We start from the raw sequence: 17,718 nt of genomic DNA, 5'->3' as shown, positions 1-17,718 counted from the left end.
CGCCGAGCTGGGCTGCTCGTGGCCGCGCGGATCACCGGTCTCGGACGAGGTCGACGGCGGTGCCGTCCTGCCAGGGGCGCGGATCGGTGAGGAAGGTCGAATCCCCGTCCGGGCCTTGGAGTTCCAGCCAGCGCCGCAGCGCCGACCGGACCCGCTCGGTGGGCACGCCGACGCCCTGCGCGACGAGCTCGCGCAGCAGGCTCTCGGTCGCGGTGGTGGCGTCGGGGTCGTGGAACAGCTGCTTCTGCGCGGCCACCACGTCCCGGGGCCGCCGGGCGAACACCGCGGCGCGGTGCTGGGCGCGGGCCAGCACCGCACCTGGTGCAGCCGGGCGGGGCGGCGTGGTCCCGCCCGGCGTGGCGGCGCTCGGCGCGGTCCCGCTCGGCGCGGTCCCGCCCAGCGCGGTCCCGTCGACGACGGTCCCGTTCAGCGCGGTCCCGTTCGCATCGGGGGCGGCCACCCCCGTGCGGGCCCCGCCTGCCGGAGTCCGGTCCGGCGAGGAGCCGACAGCGGAGACCCCGACGGACGAGACCCCGTCGACCACCGAGCCGCGCCCGGCCACCGGACTCACCACCACCTCGTCCACCAGCCCCCACCGCTGCGCCTCCGCGGCGTCGAGCGGTCGTGCCGACAGCATCAGCTCCAGCGCCCGGGACGGTCCGACCAGCTGCGCCAGCCGCCGCCCGCCGAAGGTGGTGGACAGCCCGATGCTCAGCTCCGGCAGCACGAAGCGCGCGGACTCGGAGCAGAACCGCAGGTCGAAGAACACCGACATCTCCAGCCCGCCGCCACCGCACGGGCCGTCGACCGCCGCGATCCACACCGCGGGCGAGCGCAGGACGCGTTCCAGCGCCAGGTTGAACGCCACGAGCCGGTGCACCTCGGCGAGCGGGCCGCGCCGCAGCAGCCGGCGCGCGGTGGCCCCGCCGCGCCGGTGCAGCAGCGCCACCGAGCGCACCACCGCCGCCGTGGCGCGGCGCGAGCGCGTCCGCGAACCTTCGGACGCGGCGAGCAGGTCCCCGATGTCGTAGTGCGTGATGTACCTGCCGGGCACCCCGCCGGTGACGACGACCGCGCCGATGCTCCGGTCGTGCTCCACCGCGTCGACCAGGGCGATGAAGTCCCGCTGCATCGCGGCGGTCATGTAGTTGTGCGGCGGTGCTTCGACGAACGCGGTGAGCACCCGGCCGTCCTGCACCACGCGCAGCGTGGCGTACTCCTGCTCGACGGCCTTCACCGCGCCCCTCCTCCGGTCGGCGGCGCCACGCGCCGTCCTCCTTCCGACAGCGGGGCCAGCACCGGCCGCAGCGCGTTCCCGGCGGCGAGCACCGTCGCATCCGGGCGGACCAGGGCGGCCCGCTCACCGTCCAGCCAACGGCCCAGCGGTTCCTCCGGCGTGACGAGCACGGGCAGCGCCCCGGCGCGTTCCACCTCGTGCAGTTCCCCGGCGTCCAGCGGCAGGTCGGTGACGAGCGCGAACCGCCCGCCCGCCAGGTCGTCGAAGCGCGAGCCGGGGGCGAGTTCCGCGTTCGGGCACAGCCGTCCCGCGAGCCCGGGTCGCGCGCGCACCAGCGAGGAGCGGCCCAGCGCGGGGCTCGATCCCTCGCCCAGCACCGAGTGCAGTCCGGGCACCTGCAGCAGCTTCGGCAGCAACGTCCGGCGCAGCAGGTCCGCGGTGCGCCCGCCGCCGGTCATGGCCCGCCCCATCGCGACCGCCGCGCGGACCATCGTCGCCGCGTGCCTGCGCCGTTCCACCTGGTAGCTGTCCACATCGGACTCGGGCAGTTCGCCGCGGAGCACTCCGGCCAGCTTCCACGCCAGGTTCTGCGCGTCCCGCATCCCCGCGCCCATGCCCTGCCCGATGAACGGCGGGGTGAGGTGCGCGGCGTCGCCGAGCAGGAACACCGGCCCGTCGCGCCAGCGGTCGGCGACCTGCGCGTGGAACGTGTAGTCGGTGACGCGCAGCAGTTCCAGCTCCGGCTCGTCCCGCACCCAGGGCCGCAGCAGCGGCCGCAGCGCCGCGATGTCGGGGTAGTCGGCGGCGGATTCCCCCGGCAGCAGCTGGAATTCCCAGCGGTAGCGGTCCGGGCCGACGCGCATGAAGCTCGCGGACCGCTCGGCGGAGCACAGCTGGTGCGTGCCGTCCCAGCGGCCCAGGTCGTTGGTGGTGGCGATGTCGGCGACCAGCCAGCGCTGCTGGAAGCCGAGATCGGTCATCCGCGCGCCGATCGATGCCCGCACGATGCTGTTCGCGCCGTCGCAGCCGAGCACCCGGTCGGCGAGCACCGCCCCGGTCTCGCCGGTGGTGGTGTCGCGGTACTCGACGGTGACCGCGCCGTCGCCCGCGAGCTCGTGCCGCACCAGTCCGGTGACCTCCACGCCGCCGCGCAGCCGGGCCCGCGGGTGGCGGGCGAGGTTGCGCCGCAGCAGCCGCTCCAGCTCGGGCTGGTCGAACATGCTGGCCTCGGGGAAGCCGTGCACGCCGGGGCCGCGGGTGCGCCCGAACTCGGCGAGCACCTCGGTGTCGGCGTCGACCAGGCGCAGGCCGGGGGAGGGCAGCGAGATCGCGGCGAACTCCTCGGCGACGCCGAGGCGGGCGAGGATCCGGTGCACCTCCTCGTCCAGGTGCACGGCCCGCGGCCGCGGGTAGACCTCGGTGAAGCGGTCCAGCACCAGGCAGTCCACGCCGAACCCGGCGAGCAGGGAGGCCGCGGTGATCCCGGTCGGCCCGGCACCGATCACCACGACGGGGACGCGGTCGCTCATCGGTGCTCCACGGTGGTGCGCTGGGTGCCCAGGTCGAGTGCGCCGTCGTCGGTGGCGATGGACGCGGTGATCACGTCGCCGTGCCGCAGGTAGGCCGGGTTCGCGGCCTGGCGGTCGACGAAGGCCTTCCACTTCTTCGCCGGGGGCAGCAGCCCGCCGATCACCTCGAGGACCTTCGCGGGTGCCTGCAGCGCGGTGCCGCCGGGTGTGCCGGTGAGCACCAGGTCGCCCGGGTCCAGCGGCTGGAAGCGGGCGAGCAGACCGAGCGCGCGGGCCGGTTCGACGATCATGTCGGCGGTGGTGCGGTCCTGGCGGACCACGCCGTTGACCTCCAGCCGCAGCCGCAACCGGCCCAGCCGCGCGAAGTCCGCGGCGTCCAGCAGCACCAGGCGCGGGCCGACGGGGGTGAAGGTGGGATAGGACTTCGCCTCGTAGAACTGGCCCTTCGGCAGCTGCACGTCGCGGGCGCTGACGTCGTCGGTGACGACGAGCCCGGCGACGTAGCGCGGCAAGTCGGCTTCGGTGACCTCGGTCCCGACCGGCAGCGAGGCACCGAGGACCAGACCGAGTTCGACCTCGTAGTCCAGCAGCCGCACGTGCTCGGGCCGCACCACGGCGGAGTTCGGGCCGGTCACCGAGTGCGAGGCCTTGCGGAAGAACGTCGGCGGGACCTGGTCGGGGTCGAAGCCGGATTCCCGGGCGTGCGACTTGTAGTTGACCATCTGGGCGACGACGCGGCAGGGCGCGGTGACGGGGGAGGCGAGTTCCAGCTCGGCGACCGCCACGTCCGCGTCCCCGTCCCCGGCGGCGGCCGCGTCGATCGCGGCGCGGTCGGCCAACAGGTCGGCGGTGGTGCGCGCGGCGGTGTCGATCCGGACGGCGCGGCCCGTGCCGGGGAGCTCGACGTACCAGTCGTCGGTGGTGCGCAGGACGGAGGTGCTCATGAGTTCATCGCTTTCAGCAGGCTCAGCAGGCGGGCGGTGGTCAGTTCGGTGCCTTCCCCGCGCACGCTGTCGAAGATCTCGCGCAGCTTGGCGGGGGACGGGGCAGCGCCGAGGAAGTCGCGGGTGACCGGCGGCCCCCACTGGGCGAGCCCGGTGGCGGACATGCTCGCCCAGCCGGGTTCGACGGAGGCGTCGAACAGGTCGCCGTCGGCGAAGTGCTCGACCATCAGGCCGTCCGGGTCGCGCCAGTAGTCGAACAGCTGGCTGCCCTGCACGTGCCTGCCGATGCCCCAGGCCCGCTTGTAGCCGCGTTCGCCCAGGTAGCGACCGCCCGCGGCGAGCGCGTCGAGGTCGCTGACCTGGTACGCGGAGTGCACGTACCCGGTGGACGGGCCGAGGTGCATCGCGAGGGTGTGGTGGTCGGCGGGTTCGCCGCCGCGGTCGCAGCGGATGAACGCCATCGTCGGGCCGAAGGACCGGTCGTCGGGCAGGTGCAGGAAGTCGCTGACGATGAGCCCGAGGGTGTGCAGGTACCAGTTCAGCGCGGTCTGGAACCGCGGCGTCTCCAGCACCACGTGCCCGAGCCGCTGCACCCGGGCGGGTTCGAGCGCGGCCCGCTGGGTGCGGTTGATCCGGGGCGCGGCGAAGCGGTCGGGGCCGAGCCCGGTGTTGAGGGTGAGCGGGACCTGGCCGGGCAGCTCCGCGTGCTCCTCGGCGCCGTGCACCACGCCGACGGCGATGCCGGAGGGGTCGGTGAGCTCGGCGATCCGGCCGGGGCGGCCCGCGCCGAGCCCGCGGACCCGGGCGCCGGCGTGCCGGGCGAGCCGGTCGAGGTCCTCGGCCGCGGCGGCCTGGAACACCGGGCCGGTGAACCGGGAGCGGGAGCCCCGCCGGATCACCAGCGAGTCGGTGCCGGGGAAGCTGCCGCGCAGCCGCAGTTCTTCGCGGGTGCGGGCGGCGACGGTGAAGCCGAAGTCGCGGGCGAAGTGCTCGGTGCGGTCCAGGTCGGGCTTCTCGAACTCCAGCCAGGCCAGGTCGCGGACCTTGATGATCGGGTCGCGGGCGCGGCCGGGGTGTTCGCCGGGCAGCGCGCCCCGTTCGCTGTGCAGGCCGCTGTGCGCGTCGGTGGGCAGGTCGTCGGGTGCGGGTATCTCGATGGTCATCGCTGGTCGCCTTTCGGTGCGGTCGGCGGTTCGGTGGCGAGCCGGGGGAAGAGGGCTTCGGCGGCGCCGCGCTGCATGCGGTGCTGGTCGAGGTGCGCCTGGTCGGCGGCGAGCGCTTCGGCGAGGCCGCGGGCGGCCCAGGCGGGGGTGAACGGGAGATCGCTGCCGTAGAGCAGCCGGTCCGGGCCGACCAGCCGCAGCAGCGCGGGCAGCTGGTGCGGCAGCGCGAACCCGGCCAGGTCGTAGTGCAGTCCGCGCAGCGCGCCGAGCACGTCGACCTGCGGTCCGCCGGTGAGCGCGGGGGCCATCGCGATCCGGTCGGCCAGCACGGGGAGCGCGGCTCCGGCGTGCGGGACGACGAACCGGATGCGCGGATGGCGGTCGAGGGCTCCGCTGAGCACCAGGGAGGCGACCGCGCGGGTGGTCTCGAACGGGAATTCCAGCACCGGGCGGGGGATTCCGGCGCTGATCTCCGCCGCGCAGGGCGGCGAGGTCGGGTGCAGCAGCACCACCGCTCCGCGTTCGTCCAATGCGGACAGCAGCGGTTCGTGGTCGGGGTGGCCGAGGTGCACGCCCGCGTAGTGCGTGTGCAGGGTGAGGCCGTCCGCGCCGAGCTCGTCGAAGGCGTGCTCGACCTCCGCGAGCGCGCCGGGGAGGTCCGGCAGCGGGAGCGAGGCGAGCAGCCCGAACCGGTCCGGCCGGGCGGCCACGATCTCGGCGCCTTCGGCGTTCACGTCCCTGGCGAGCCGCCGGGCGTCGGCGTCGGATCCGAAGTGGACTCCGGGGGAGGACACCGACAGCAGCGCGGCCGCGACACCGATCGAGTCCATGTCCGCCAGCGCGGCTTCGGGGCTCCAGCCGGGGATCGCGGGCATCCCGTCGGGTTCGGCGTGCCCGGCGGCCACCATCGCGGCCCGCAGCCGCGGGGTGACGTAGTGCGCGTGCACGTCGATGGCGTCGCGCAGCGGTGGGGTCGGGTTCATGGTGCTCCTGGCTCGGCCTTCCCGTGTTGCTGATGAAAGCATCAAGTATGTGGAGATCATCGTCAACAGCGGGAGTCTGAGAAAGTGATGAGAGCATCAAAAAAGCGGATTTCGTCAGTCGACTTGTTACGCTGGACCACATGCCCACCCCAGCCACCACCGGAAACCGCAACGACCGGCGTCGCGCCGCGACGCGGCAGGCGCTCGTGCGCGCGGCTCGGCAGATCCTCGCCGAGGGCGGCGACACCGCCGTGAGCATCCAGCTCATCGCCGAGCGGGCCGACGTCGGATTCGGCTCCTTCTACAACCACTTCGAGTCCAAGGCGCAGCTGTTCGACGCGGCCGTCGTCGACGTGCTGGAGGAGTTCGGCCGCGCCTTCGACGACCACCTCAGCGGAGTCGAGGACCCGGCGGAACTCGTCTCCGGCGGCTTCCGGCTCAGCGCCCGCATGGTCGACTCCGACCCGGAGGTGATGCAGATCCTGCGCCACCGGGCGCGCGACCACATGCACTCCGGGGTCGGGCTCGCCCCGCGCGCGCTGCGCGACCTGGAACGGGGCGTGGCGGAGGGGCGATTCCTCGCCGTGGACCCGCTGATCGCGCTCACCGCGCTCGCGGGCAGCCTGCTCGCGCTCGTCGAGCTGCGGTTCTCCCACCCCGAGCTGGACGGCGACGCGGCGGCGACCGAGCTCGCCGAGATGGTGCTGCGCAGCTACGGGCTCAGCGTCGACGAGGCCGCCGAGGTCGCCCGCAGGCCGCTGCCCGAACTCGGCTGAGCGAGCGGGGGAACGCCCGGCCGCACCGGACGTTCCCCGCGCTGTTCACACCGCGGGCGGGTAGGGCAGCAGCCCGGCGTCGACCGCCTCCCACGCAGCCCGGAGCTCGGCCAGCAACGCCGGTTCCCGCAGCGAGTGGTCGGCGCACTCCGACGGGTCCTGCTCCAGGTCGAACAGCACGTCCCGGCCGTGGTTCACCGGCAGCTTCGCCCGTTCGGCGCGGTGGTACTTCCACTTCCCGCGGCGCAGCGCCCGTTCCCCGCGGTGCCGCCAGAACAGGTCCCGCTCCGGCGGCCCCTCCCCGCGCAGCAGGTACCCGGCGAGGCTCGCCCCGTCCAGCGGCGCCGCCGGATCGGGCCGCCCGCCCGCGACCTCCAGCGCGGTCGCCGTCCGATCCGGGGTGAGCACCGGCACCGAGCTGACCTGACCGCCGTCCAGCCGGGCGGGCCACCGCGCGATCGTCGGCACCCACCGCCGGGAGAACGTGCGAGGTGCTGCGGACATGGGGGAGCGGTCCTCTCCGGGCGAATCCCGTTGCGCTGTGGGGGTTCCCGCCGCCCGGACCGGGCGGCGGTGATCCGGCACCACCGCCCCGCGGTCCGCGAACTCGGCTCAGCCGGTCAGCTTCGCCAGCGCGGTGTCGGATTCGGTCTCCGCCCAGCTGAAGATGCCCTTGGACATCGTGCTGAGCTCCGCCGCCGCACGGCTCGCGTAGACCTGCTTGCGAGCGCGCTGCACGACGGCGCTGTCCGGGGCCGCGTCGCCCGCGAGCTGGGCGACGTGGCAGGCCAGCCGCAACGATCCCTCCGCGGCGAGCGCGGTCGCCCGCTCGGCCAGCGCCTCCGCGCCCCCGCACAGCCCCGCGAGCTCGGCGGCCAGCGCCGCGTCGGTCGCGGGCTTGAGGTGCGCCGGGTTGCCGTCGTACCAGCCCGCGTAGAGCCGCCAGACGTTGCGGACCACGAACTCCGGCTCGTCGTAGAGCGGTTGCAGGTAGTGCAGCCCGGCGAGCTCGTCGGGGACCTGCACCCGGTGCAGGGTGTCGACGAGGGTGGCGCCTTCGTTGAGACACGCCAGCGTCTGCTCGACGAGGCTCTCCAGGTAGGCGGCGCTGTTCTCCAGCACCTCCCGGATGCGGTCGGCGCCGACCACCGGCACGCCGTGGCTGCCGAGCATCAGCTCGGCGCCGAGCGAGGCCATCCAGCGCAGCGCGACGGCCCACTCCTCGGGGAAGCGCTGCACCTTCTGCGGGTTCCCCGCATTCGGTGCGAGACCGATGAACAGGTCCCCGGGGAACAGGATCTTGCGGTCCGGCAGCCAGCCGACGGCGTGGTCGTCGGTCTCGCCGCGGTGGTGGGTCAGCTCCAGCGCGAGCCCGCCGACCTCGATGCGGTGCGCGTCGGTGAACGTGACGTCGGGGCGCCGGAACTCGCTGGGCCAGGTCAGGTCCGGCAGCTGGAACTGCCGCCGGTTGATGACCCCGTTGTAGCCGTTGGTGCGCACGTAGCGGTCGAAGCGCTTCGCCACGTTCTGGTGCGCGACGACGACGGGGCGGTCGCCCGCCGCCTCGAACGGGCCGAGGCCGAAGACGTGGTCGGCGTGCCCGTGCGAGAAGACGGCGTGCGTGACCGGCGCGTCGCTCCAGCCCCGCACCGCGCGGTGCAGGTTGTCGGCGAGCATCGCCGAGCCGGTGTCGAACAGCAGCAGGCCTTCGTCGTGGCGCACCGCGAAGGCGTGGCTGAAGCCCGGCACCATGAACACGCCGTCGGCGACCTCCTCCGGCGGCGACATCGCGGAGTGCCCGGCGAGCTCGGCGAGCTGCGCCTCCCCGGTCCAGACCCGTTCGGCGGTGCGCAGGATGGATTCGGTCATGGTGTTCCTCTCGTCGTGGTGCGGAAGGTGCGGAAGGTGCTGCGGGTTCACGCGGCGGCGGGTGCCGGGGCCCGGGTGGCGCGGCGTTCGACGACCACGGTCGCGGCGGCCATCGCCAGCAGGGTGGGCTTGTTGAAGAAGGTGCCGAGCACGGTGAGCCCGACGACGGAGTCGATCGAGTACAGGTAGGCCAGCGGCAGCAGGTGCAGCAGCCACATCGCCGCCCAGGCGGCGGTGAGGGCCCGGTGCCTGCGCGTGGCGCGCCGGTCGTGCGGCACGTCGGCGGGGGTGACGCCGAGCTTGCGGCAGACCACGGCGGTGATCGGGCGGTGCGCCAGCAGCGACCCGGCGCAGACCAGCAGCGCCGCGAGGTTGATGAGCAGCTCGGGCAGGAAGAACGCCTTGCCCTCGCCCATGACGATCGCCCCGGCGCTGTGCAGCGCGACGAAGCCGGTGGAGGCGATGACCATGCCGAGCGGTTCGCCGCGGTAGCGGCGCAGCGCGGCGATGGCCACGGCGACCAGCAGGGCGGCGAGCGCGGCGCGGCGGGCGCCCCACGGGGTGTTCAGCAGCAGGAAGGTGAACGGCGGTGCGGCCGCGTCCACGATGTGCCGCAGCACCGCGCCCGCGCCGGGGCGGGAGGGCGGTGCGGCGGAGTCGGTGTCGTTCATCGGGTTCTCCACGTGCTCGGCAGGTGGTGCAGCCGGACTGCAATAGTCCGGAGCTGCGCGGGTCGGGCTCGGGTGGAAACGGGGTCGTGGGTGGTCGCGCCCACGTCCGGGCGGCCGGCGGAAACCGCGGTGGCGCCCGGGGATCCCGGTCCGCGCGGTTCGGCTCCGCGATGTTTCTGATCGTATCATCACTTACGAGTGTCACGTCAGAAAATCCGGGGTCGACGGTCGCGGCTCGTCCTCGGGTGGTTATATTGCAGTGATACTGCACTAAGTGGCCGACTTCTCAGGAGCGAACATGAGCACCACGGTGACCTTGACCGGAACCGGCGTCCCCTTCCCCAGTGCGGACCGCGCGGGCGCCGGCACCCTGATCCGCCACGAGGACATCGCGATCCAGGTCGACGCGGGTCGCGGCACCACGCTGCGGCTGGCCGGGCTCGGCGTCCTCCCGCACGACCTCTCCGCGCTGCTGCTGACCCACCTGCACAGCGACCACGTCGTCGACGTCGCCGACCTGGTGCACACCCGCTGGGTGCAGGACCACCTCGTCGGCTCCGGCCCGCTGCCGGTCGTCGCCTGCGACGGGCACGCCCGCCGCTTCCTGGACCGCGTCCTCGACGCCTACGAGTACGACGTGGCCGTGCGCCGCGAGCACGTGCAGGAGAACCCGCCGAGCCTGGTGCCGACCCTGTTCCCGCTGCCCGAGGCGCCGACCGAGGTGTGGGCCGACCCCACCGGCCGGGTGCGGGTGGAGGCCGTGCGGGTCCGGCACGAACCCGTCGAGCAGGCCGTCGCCTACCGGATCACCACGCCCGACGCCGTCGTGGTGGTCTCCGGGGACACCCGCGTCTGCGACGAGGTCCAGGACCTCGCGCGCGGCGCCGACGTGCTCGTGCACGAGGCGTGCCGGGCTTCCTCGCTGCAGCCGTTCGTCGCCGGCTCCGCCTTCGAGACGATCTTCAGCTACCACGCGGACACCGTCGCCCTCGGCGAGCTCGCCGCGAAGGCGGGCGTCGGGAAACTGGTGCTCACCCACCTCATCCCCGCGCCGGAGAGCGATGAGGACCGCGCCGCCTACGAGCGCGAGGTGCGCGACGGCGGCTGGACCGGCCCGCTCGTCGTCGGCTCGGACCTCGACTCCGTCGTCGTCGGCTGAGCTCCGAAGGCGCAGGCCCGTTGGTGGGGAATCCCCGGTGGGGTCGTCGGCGAGGTCCGCTTCCGGTCGACCGGTCCAGGTCCGGGCGGAAGGGGTTCGTCATCGACGCGCACCGAATCGTCGTGGGTGAGCTGGTGGGTGGACACCGCCCAACTCGCCCTGCAGTCCGCGGCCGGCCGCGGCACGTGGCACCCGAGCGGGTGGTCGCGCTACGACCGCTACCGGCCTACCTGGGTGGACTCCGCGCCGGTGCGCGCACCCCGGAGCTCCGGCTGCGGTACTGGGGCGCCGACTGGGCCCGGAACTCGCTGCCCCGGGTGCTGGATGCCGCGGAACTGGAAGAACTGCTGGCGCTGGTGGACGTCGAGCGGTCGGAGGAGGTCCGGGCCGCTCACCTTGCGCTGCTGTCCGCTCGGAGCGCGGGCGACCTCGCCCTGCACCAGGAGGAGGCGAGGGTGACCGACCCGGCCACCATCGACCGGCACTGGGACCTCTACGGCCTCCGCCACCAGTTCGCGTGCGAGTCCGCCCAAAGCGTGCTCGACCACCTCCGGAACCCGGCCCCCGCCTGACCCCGCCCTCCGGCGGACGCGGGCCTGGAGCGGACCGAGCGGGTAGCGGCGTCGGTTGCTTCACCTGGCGTCGCACCGGACATCCGGTCGCTGACCCGCTCCACACTCCGGCCCGGCTGACGAGTGCTCAGCGATGCTCTTCAGCCGGGGCCGGGTTCTACTCGGGTGGTCGGTCGTGCTCCCGCTCCTGGTGTGGCGTCGTCCCGATCAGGGGTCGGCCTGCTGCGGTGGCGAAGCGAGGCGTCGACGAGGTGCTGGACGGCGCACTTCCGCGCGGGTGGCGAACACGCGGGCGCGACCGAGTGCACGGCCGGCAGCCGGAGCATCGAGCTGCGGCTGACCGCCCTCGCGGAACGACGCCAGCACGGCGGACGCTATTCCGCGGCGAGCAGCCACAGCCACGTCGACGGTGCGCCGAACGGCTCGCGGCGCTGAACCCGCAGGCCCGCCGCCGCGAAGGCGTCTTCGTAGGCGCGGCGGCTCGCGATCGGCGTGTCCATGAAGGCGTGGACCAGCTCGAACTCGACGGAGAAGATCGGCAGCGTGCTGGGCGAGATACTCCAGTCCTGGCTGACGGTGTCGCCGACCAGGAACCACTTGGCGTCGGGGAACACCTTGCGCAGCATCCGCATCGTGCCTGCCGGGTCACCGCTGCTCTCGAACAGGTCGTGCATCATGAGGAAGCTCGTGACCAGCTCGACGCCGGGGAACGTCCGCTCGTCGAGGACGTCGAGGACATCGGCGCACACGACTTCCACGCGGTGTCCTAGCCCCGCGTCGGCGACGCGTTTGACCGCCTTTTCGCAGGCTCCCCGGCTGGTGTCGATTCCGAGCCCGTTGCGCGCCTCGTTCGATCCGCACAGCCGGATCAACCGGGAGGCATCACCGCACCCGAGGTCCGCGACGGTGCCGAAATCGACGTCCGCGACGACCTCGTGCTCGGTGCGCAGCATGAGTTCTTCACCGACCAGACCGGAGCCGACGGCGACCTTGCCGCCGTCGCGGTCGACGTCCGTGCCGAAGGTGGCCCGGCCCGTGGCCAGGTCGGCGAGGTGGAGCAGCACGTCGCTGTACCCGCCGACTCCCCAGGTGAAGAAACCTCGGTGACGCGCCAGCACCCGTCCGGCGTCGGTCAGCGCGACCGTGCTCGCGGTCCCCGGATCCGAAGGAGTGACAGCGGAACTCACCTCGACGTAGCCGAGCAGCGCGGCGGCGCGCAGGAGCGCGAGCAGCTTCGACGGCTCCGCTCCGGTCAGCGGGGGGAGGGCGTCGAACGGTCGCGCACCGTCCTGGAGGTGCTGCCAGACGTTCAGCTCGGTCAGGGCGAAGACCACGTTGGCGCCCACGTAGCCGTTGAACAGCGCCGCCGGTTCGATGACGGGTCCGGTGGCCACCTGAATGCGGCCCTTCGGAGCGCCGAGGCCGGTGTTCAACTCGTTGTGCACTTCGGAGTCTTCGAGGATGGTGGCCAGCGCATCGCAGAACCGGTCCACCTGCTCCGTCGTACCGACGGTGACCCGCAGGTGGGCGGGCAGACCGAACATGCTCAGGTCCCGGACCAGGATGTCGTGGTCCTGCTTCAGCCGCGCGGCGATCTCAGCGCTGTTGCCGGGCGGCTTGACGAGCACGAAGTTCGTGGCGGAAGGCTGGAACGCCACGCCCATCTCGGTCAGGCGCGCGCAGAAGTGTTCCCGCGCCGCGACCGTCTTCCGCCGCACCTCGTCGACGTAGTCGCGGGACTCCAGCGCCGCGGCCCCGGCCTGCTGGGCGATTCGATTGACGCTGAACGGCAGCGGCTCCCGGGTCCGGCGGATGCGCTCGACCAGGTCCGCCGGACCGAGCGCGCAACCGAGTCGCAGGGATGCCAGCCCCCACGCCTTGGAGAAAGTGCGGAGCACCAGCAGACGGCGACCGGCGCGGACCGCGCTGATCGCGTATTCGTGGTCCGGCCCCGCGAACTCCATGTACGCCTCGTCGAACACCGGGATCACGCCGGCGGCCTCGGCGGCCGTGAGGATCCTCTCGACGTCGGAGGGCTCGAGCACCGTTCCCGCCGGGTTGTGCGGGTTGCAGACGAACACCAGCGTGGGCGCTCTTTCCTCCGGCGCGGCCATCGCCTGCACCACGGCGTCGACCGGCACCCGGTAGTCGTCCAGCGGCAGGCTGTGGACGCGGGCGCCGACCACGCGCGCCGAGGAGGCGTATCCGGGGAACGTCGAATCGGTGACGAGAACCGTGTCGTCGGAGCCGAGGAAGGTCATCGAGGTCAGCAGCACGAGTTCGTCGGCCCCGTTGCCCACGACCACCATGTCGGACTTGAGACCGTGGTACTCGGCGACCCGTTCGCGCAGTTCCGCGCAGTCGCTGTCCGGATAGGACGTGCAGGCGTTGACGAGTTCCTCGGTCGCCGCGCCGAGTGCGGCGGGTGGTGGCGGATAGGCGCTCTCGTTGCAGTGCAGCCTGAGCACTCCGTCCTGTCGTGCCACTCGTGAGGACCCGGTCTCGGTCGGCATCCGGCCCATGTGTACCCCTTCACATACGGATGAGTAGTTCCGATGAGTTCGTCCTCACTGGACAGTCGCGAGGGCGGAGTCAACGGCGGCCGGTGTCAGAACTCGACACCGGGGGACTGGAACGCGGGTCCGAGCACGGTGTCGCCGTCCCCGGACGGCATGTCGTGGAGCTTCTTGGCCTGCACCTGGAGCTGGTACATCAGCCCGACGGAGTCGTCGAGTTCGTCGGGATGGCCGTTGAACACGCGGTGCAACGCGGTGAGCATGTTCGTGTAGGACTCGTCGCAGGCCACCGATTCGCGCCTGCCGGGGGAGTCGGCGGGGAGGCGGTAGGTGTCCGCGTCGTCCACGACCGGATGGACCCCGGCCGGGTCGAAGGGCACCTCGGCTCCCTCGAACACCCACGCACCGCGGTCGTTCCGGACGAGTCGACGTCCCTCCACGATCTCCTGGAAGCGGTAGTAGTGGCCGAACTCGTCGGGATCGAGGACGCCGTCACCGTCGAGGTCGTGCGGGCTTCCCTCGCCCTCCTCGATGATCTGGTAGATGGCCAGCAACGCGGAGCGCTTGTCGGTGACCTTGTAGAGCGTGCCCGGCGCGTCGGGCCAACTCACCTGGCGGGCGGGATCACCGGTGAACAGCGACCCGCCGTCGTCGAGTTCGCAGATCGCCCGCGCGATCTGGTTGTAGAACCAACCGATCGTCTGCGGTGTGTACTCGGCCCGGTTGAACCAGTCCTCCAGTGCCCGCATGGCGCCGTCGTCGGCCTCCAGCACGGAGCCGGAACGGTCCAGCCGCACGCTGTTCGGTGCGATGACGGAACCGCGGAACGGCTCACCGTCCACAGTGGGATGATCCGGCTGCTCGATCGCCATGAACACGTCCTTGACGTGCTCGCGGGACATCGTGCGCAGCCGTACGGTCAGATCGGGCAGCACCGGGCCGGGAAGCTTGCCAGGATAGGTCGGGACCAGGCCGGGTCTGCCGATCTGCGGTGCCCCGCCCACGGCGTTGAGCAGGTTGCAGACCTGGGCCATGTGCTGCATCTCCTCGATGACCACCCCGCGGATCGTCTCGGCGATCCGCACGTTGTGGCCCGCCTTGATCGAGAGCAGCGCCGCGAGGTACGGCGGCACCGTGGCCTGCTCGACCAAGACGGCCTGCTGCAGCACGGCACGCAGTTCTTCGGGACTGCCGATCTCCATCACCGGGGGAGCGGGCTCGGTCCGCAGCCACTTCACGATCATGTCTCGCTTTCCTGGTGAGAGGTCTCGGGTGACGGGCATGTGGTTCGGCGATTCCAGCGGGGCCAGCATCGTGCGGCGGATGTAGGTGCCGTGCCGCGTGACGTGGTGGTAGTTGCCCAGATCGAAGAGGTCATGCATGACCGGGTAGAGGTTGGCGTATCGCTGGAAGATCGGCCGCACGTCGCGGTTCCAGGTGGGGCGCTCCGGGCCGGTGTAGCGGTCGAACACCCGCACGCTGAGATGGCCCGACGGCGCGTCCGGTCGTGCGGCGAACCGGTAGGGGATGCGCACGGTGAGCCCGTCGAGCAACGGGCGGGGATGGCCGGGGTCCCGGCCGGTGAGGGTGATGCGCGCACGCCCCTGCTCGTCGGTCGTCACGCTGCGGGGAAACTCCACGACGTCGGGCTCTTCGCCGGTACCGAGCGCGATTTCGGCGTGGGCGGCGGGTCGCCCGAAGCGAAACGCGCGGAAGTCGACGGTCGCGGTGTCGTGCCCCTCCTCGGGATGGAGCCGGAAGACGTACTTGTCGGCGTGGAGCGTCCCGCCGTCGTGGGGCTCGGCGAGCAGCACCTTCGGCGGTCGTGCGTCGTCCACCACTGCCAGTCGTCGACCGGCCATCGCCTGGTGCTGACCGGCGGCGGGCCGAGCGGTGACGATGGCGGCAGCGCGTTCGTAGAAGCCCTCGTCGATGCCGTCGAGCGGGGCGAGCACCTCCGGCGTGCCGTTCTCGTCGAGCGCGGCGAGGCTCAGCGCCGGGAGCTCGACGAGAGGCCCACCGCGCGTCGACGCCCTGATGCTGTTGCCCAGGTCCACGAAAACGATTCCCGAACCGTCCACTCTGCACGGCGCATGGTGGAACGGCGCGCCTTCGGCGGGACTCAGAACACGGGCTCCCGCCCAGTGCTTCGGCTGCCCGCTCCGATAGGGCCCGATCGACCCCACCATGCGGCCGTAGGTGAGGTTGTCGCTCCACTCCTCGATTCCGTCCTCGACACCGTCCATGTTGAACTTGATCGAGAGCGTTTCGTCGTCGGTGGTGTCCCGGATCTCGCGCAGGATGGCCGATTCGAGCGGGTCCGCCCACTCCAGGTTGGTCAGCACCGAGTGGTACACGGCCGCCGGGTCGCCGCGGCCGGACGGCAGCGTCGCCCGCATCCACATCTCGTCCATGGCCGCTACGGCGTAGTCGGCTTTGAGGAGTCGGTTGCCCGCCGCGTCCAGGAGTCGCACCCGCAATCCGTAGATCTCGGAGACCAGTTGGTCCTCCGGGTCGAGATCGACGAACTTCCCGTTGGCGCGGAGATCGTCGTCCCGCAACGTTCCTTCGAGAGCGGGGTCGTCGGCCTTCGACGTCAGGGTGCGGCCGTCGGCGTAGCAGGCGCTGGTGATGCGCAGGTCGTGCAGCCGCAGCGCGTTGGAGCCGCCGGGGTTCCACAGCCCGTTGACGTCCGGGAGCTTCATCCGCCAGTGGAAGCGCGGTTCGAACAGGTCGTTGTCGAAGTACGGCTGGGCGTTGTTCACCGTGGCGGCGTCGGACTGGAACGTACCCGCGAAGTTCAGCCGCGGGTGTCCGAGGTAGGTCACGGTGATCCTCCCACTGTCCGGTCGAGCGTCTGGCGTTCGTCGTGCCGCGGTCCGGCCGGATGCGCTCTGGACCGCGAGGGACGTCGAGATGTCCCCACCAACGACACCATCGGGACCTTTCGGCACCGGTGCAAGGCCCTGAAGCCAGGAATCCGCCCGGAGAGGGCGCTTTCATCCTGGACTTAACCGTCCATCATGGACGGTGCGTCACAACGTGGACGTCATGTGTCGAACTCGACCGGCAGTTCCTTGGCGAACCGGAAGTTGATGCTGTCGAGCCAGTCCAGGTCGTCGGTCCGCAGCCTGAGTTCGGTCGTCCGCTCCAGCAGGACGCGCAGCGCGATCTCGATTTCGGCGAGCGCGAGCGAGGCCCCGAGGCAGTAGTGGATGCCGTGTCCGAACGACAGGTGGTCGGTCGCTTTGCGGGTGACGTCGAGACGATCCGGGTCGTCGTAGCGGCGCGGGTCGCGGTTGCCCGCCCCGAGGACCAGGGTGACGGACTGGCCCTGCTCGACGTGCTGGTCGCCGACCTCCATGCCCTCCAGCGCGACACGGGTGGTGAACTGCACCGAGCTGTCGTACCGCATCAACTCGTGGACCGCGACCTGGCAGAGACCGGGATCGGCCCGGAGCCGGGCGAGCTGGTCGGGGTGTCGCAGCAGGGCCAGGACCGCGTTGCCGATGAGGTGGGTCGTGGTGGCCTGTCCGGCGTCGATGAGCAGCAGGAAGTTGGCGAAGACCTCGTCGTCGGTGTAGGTCTCGCGCTCGAGCGCTCCGGCGATCACCTGGCTGAAGAGATCGTCGGCGGTACCCGCACGTCGCTTCGCGGCCTGCTCGTCGAAGGCGGCCCGCAGGGATTTCACCCGGGGGACTTCCGCGCAGGACTGGGTGAAGAACTCGTGCAGCAGGCCTTGCCAGTTCTCCAGTAGCGGGGTGGCGTGGCCGGGCACGCCGGCCAGGTGTGCGATCACGTTCCGGGACAGTGGTTCGGAGAAGTCGCCGATGACGTCCATGTGCCCCTGGTCGAGCACCGCGTCCACGAGTTCCTCCGCGCGCTCGGCGATCAGCGGGCGCATCTCCCGGATGAACCTCGGGGTCAGTCCCGGTTTGATGATGCGGCGCAGGCGGCTGTGCTCCGGGGGCTCGTTGAACAGCATCATGTCCGACAGCGCGCCGGCGAGCGGCTTCATATCGGAGCGGACCGATTCCGGGAGCTGGGCGTGGAAGTCCCCGATGCGCGCACCGGAGAGCCGGTCGTCCTTGGAGAGCTGCGCGATCTCGGCGTGACCGAGGACGATCCAGCTCCGCATCCAGTCGTCCCACTGGACCGGGCCGTCCTCGCGCATCGCGTGGTACAGCGCGTACGGATCAGCTGCCCAGTCCGGCTGGTAGAGGCTGAGCAGGCTGAGCGTGCTCGAGGGCGCCATGCGCGTGAGGTCCTTCCCGCATCGGCAGCGAAGCGTCGTCGCGC

General features: G+C 72.0%; 14 protein-coding genes. 3 read left to right on the top strand and 11 right to left on the bottom strand.

Features of this window, described 5'->3' with window-relative positions; genetic code table 11:
* Window positions 1-31: 31 nt before the first annotated feature.
* From ABZ805_RS18710 to ABZ805_RS18690, 5 genes are read right to left on the bottom strand one after another with little or no spacing between them, the layout of a single operon-like run.
* Window positions 32-1,237, bottom strand: a complete 1,206-nt coding sequence (locus ABZ805_RS18710) for an enoyl-CoA hydratase/isomerase family protein (RefSeq protein ID WP_358441594.1) — start codon at window positions 1,235-1,237, stop codon at window positions 32-34.
* The gene (locus ABZ805_RS18705) at window positions 1,234-2,766 is read right to left on the bottom strand and encodes a bifunctional 3-(3-hydroxy-phenyl)propionate/3-hydroxycinnamic acid hydroxylase (RefSeq protein ID WP_358441591.1); all 1,533 of its coding nucleotides are present in this window, start codon (window positions 2,764-2,766) and stop codon (window positions 1,234-1,236) included. Before ABZ805_RS18705 ends, ABZ805_RS18710 begins: the two co-directional genes overlap by 4 nt.
* Window positions 2,763-3,710: a fumarylacetoacetate hydrolase family protein gene (locus tag ABZ805_RS18700; protein ID WP_358441589.1), complete on the bottom strand. Its 948-nt coding sequence runs from the start codon at window positions 3,708-3,710 to the stop codon at window positions 2,763-2,765. The genes ABZ805_RS18705 and ABZ805_RS18700 overlap by 4 nt, the downstream gene beginning before the upstream one ends.
* Complete coding sequence (locus tag ABZ805_RS18695) at window positions 3,707-4,873, bottom strand: VOC family protein (RefSeq protein ID WP_358441586.1); 1,167 nt, start codon at window positions 4,871-4,873, stop codon at window positions 3,707-3,709. The genes ABZ805_RS18700 and ABZ805_RS18695 overlap by 4 nt, the downstream gene beginning before the upstream one ends.
* Window positions 4,870-5,856: an amidohydrolase family protein gene (locus tag ABZ805_RS18690; RefSeq protein ID WP_358441583.1), complete on the bottom strand. Its 987-nt coding sequence runs from the start codon at window positions 5,854-5,856 to the stop codon at window positions 4,870-4,872. The genes ABZ805_RS18695 and ABZ805_RS18690 overlap by 4 nt, the downstream gene beginning before the upstream one ends.
* Window positions 5,857-5,996: 140 nt before the next feature.
* Between ABZ805_RS18690 and ABZ805_RS18685 the strand changes: the two genes are divergently transcribed.
* Window positions 5,997-6,632, top strand: a complete 636-nt coding sequence (locus ABZ805_RS18685) for a TetR/AcrR family transcriptional regulator (RefSeq protein WP_358441581.1) — start codon at window positions 5,997-5,999, stop codon at window positions 6,630-6,632.
* A 45-nt stretch (window positions 6,633-6,677) separates the two neighbouring features.
* Here the strand turns inward: ABZ805_RS18685 and ABZ805_RS18680 are convergent, their stop codons facing one another.
* The 3 genes from ABZ805_RS18680 to ABZ805_RS18670 form a co-directional block, all read right to left on the bottom strand.
* A complete protein-coding gene (locus ABZ805_RS18680) occupies window positions 6,678-7,136 on the bottom strand; it encodes a hypothetical protein (RefSeq protein ID WP_358441579.1) in 459 nt (152 codons plus the stop codon).
* Between the two features lie 108 nt (window positions 7,137-7,244).
* Window positions 7,245-8,501 carry an alkyl sulfatase dimerization domain-containing protein gene (locus tag ABZ805_RS18675; protein WP_358441576.1) on the bottom strand — a complete coding sequence of 419 codons (1,257 nt, stop codon included), beginning with the start codon at window positions 8,499-8,501 and terminating at the stop codon, window positions 7,245-7,247.
* A gap of 47 nt (window positions 8,502-8,548) precedes the next feature.
* Window positions 8,549-9,172: a DUF3159 domain-containing protein gene (locus ABZ805_RS18670; RefSeq protein WP_358441573.1), complete on the bottom strand. Its 624-nt coding sequence runs from the start codon at window positions 9,170-9,172 to the stop codon at window positions 8,549-8,551.
* A gap of 298 nt (window positions 9,173-9,470) precedes the next feature.
* On the opposite strand from ABZ805_RS18670, the gene ABZ805_RS18665 reads away from it, so the two are divergent.
* Together ABZ805_RS18665 and ABZ805_RS18660 are read left to right on the top strand one after the other, a co-directional pair.
* A complete protein-coding gene (locus ABZ805_RS18665) occupies window positions 9,471-10,331 on the top strand; it encodes an MBL fold metallo-hydrolase (protein ID WP_358441570.1) in 861 nt (286 codons plus the stop codon).
* Window positions 10,332-10,516: 185 nt separating this feature from the next.
* Window positions 10,517-10,903, top strand: a complete 387-nt coding sequence (locus ABZ805_RS18660; RefSeq protein ID WP_358441567.1) for a hypothetical protein — start codon at window positions 10,517-10,519, stop codon at window positions 10,901-10,903.
* A gap of 374 nt (window positions 10,904-11,277) precedes the next feature.
* Here ABZ805_RS18660 and ABZ805_RS18655 read toward each other — a convergent pair whose 3' ends face one another.
* The 3 genes from ABZ805_RS18655 to ABZ805_RS18645 form a co-directional block, all read right to left on the bottom strand.
* Window positions 11,278-13,389: an aminotransferase class I/II-fold pyridoxal phosphate-dependent enzyme gene (locus tag ABZ805_RS18655; RefSeq protein ID WP_358441564.1), complete on the bottom strand. Its 2,112-nt coding sequence runs from the start codon at window positions 13,387-13,389 to the stop codon at window positions 11,278-11,280.
* 122 nt (window positions 13,390-13,511) lie between these two features.
* Window positions 13,512-16,247 (bottom strand): ferritin-like domain-containing protein, encoded by a 2,736-nt coding sequence (locus ABZ805_RS18650; protein WP_358441562.1) that lies wholly within the window; start codon window positions 16,245-16,247, stop codon window positions 13,512-13,514.
* Between the two features lie 221 nt (window positions 16,248-16,468).
* Window positions 16,469-17,674, bottom strand: coding sequence for a cytochrome P450 (locus tag ABZ805_RS18645; RefSeq protein WP_358441559.1), 1,206 nt, complete (start codon window positions 17,672-17,674; stop codon window positions 16,469-16,471).
* Between the last annotated feature and the right edge of the window lie 44 nt (window positions 17,675-17,718).

Source organism: Saccharopolyspora sp. NPDC047091, assembly GCF_040643635.1.
Classification (GTDB): domain Bacteria; phylum Actinomycetota; class Actinomycetes; order Mycobacteriales; family Pseudonocardiaceae; genus Saccharopolyspora_C.
The sequence above is the reverse complement of the archived record's forward strand: the minus strand, read 5'-3'. Positions and strand labels throughout refer to the sequence as shown.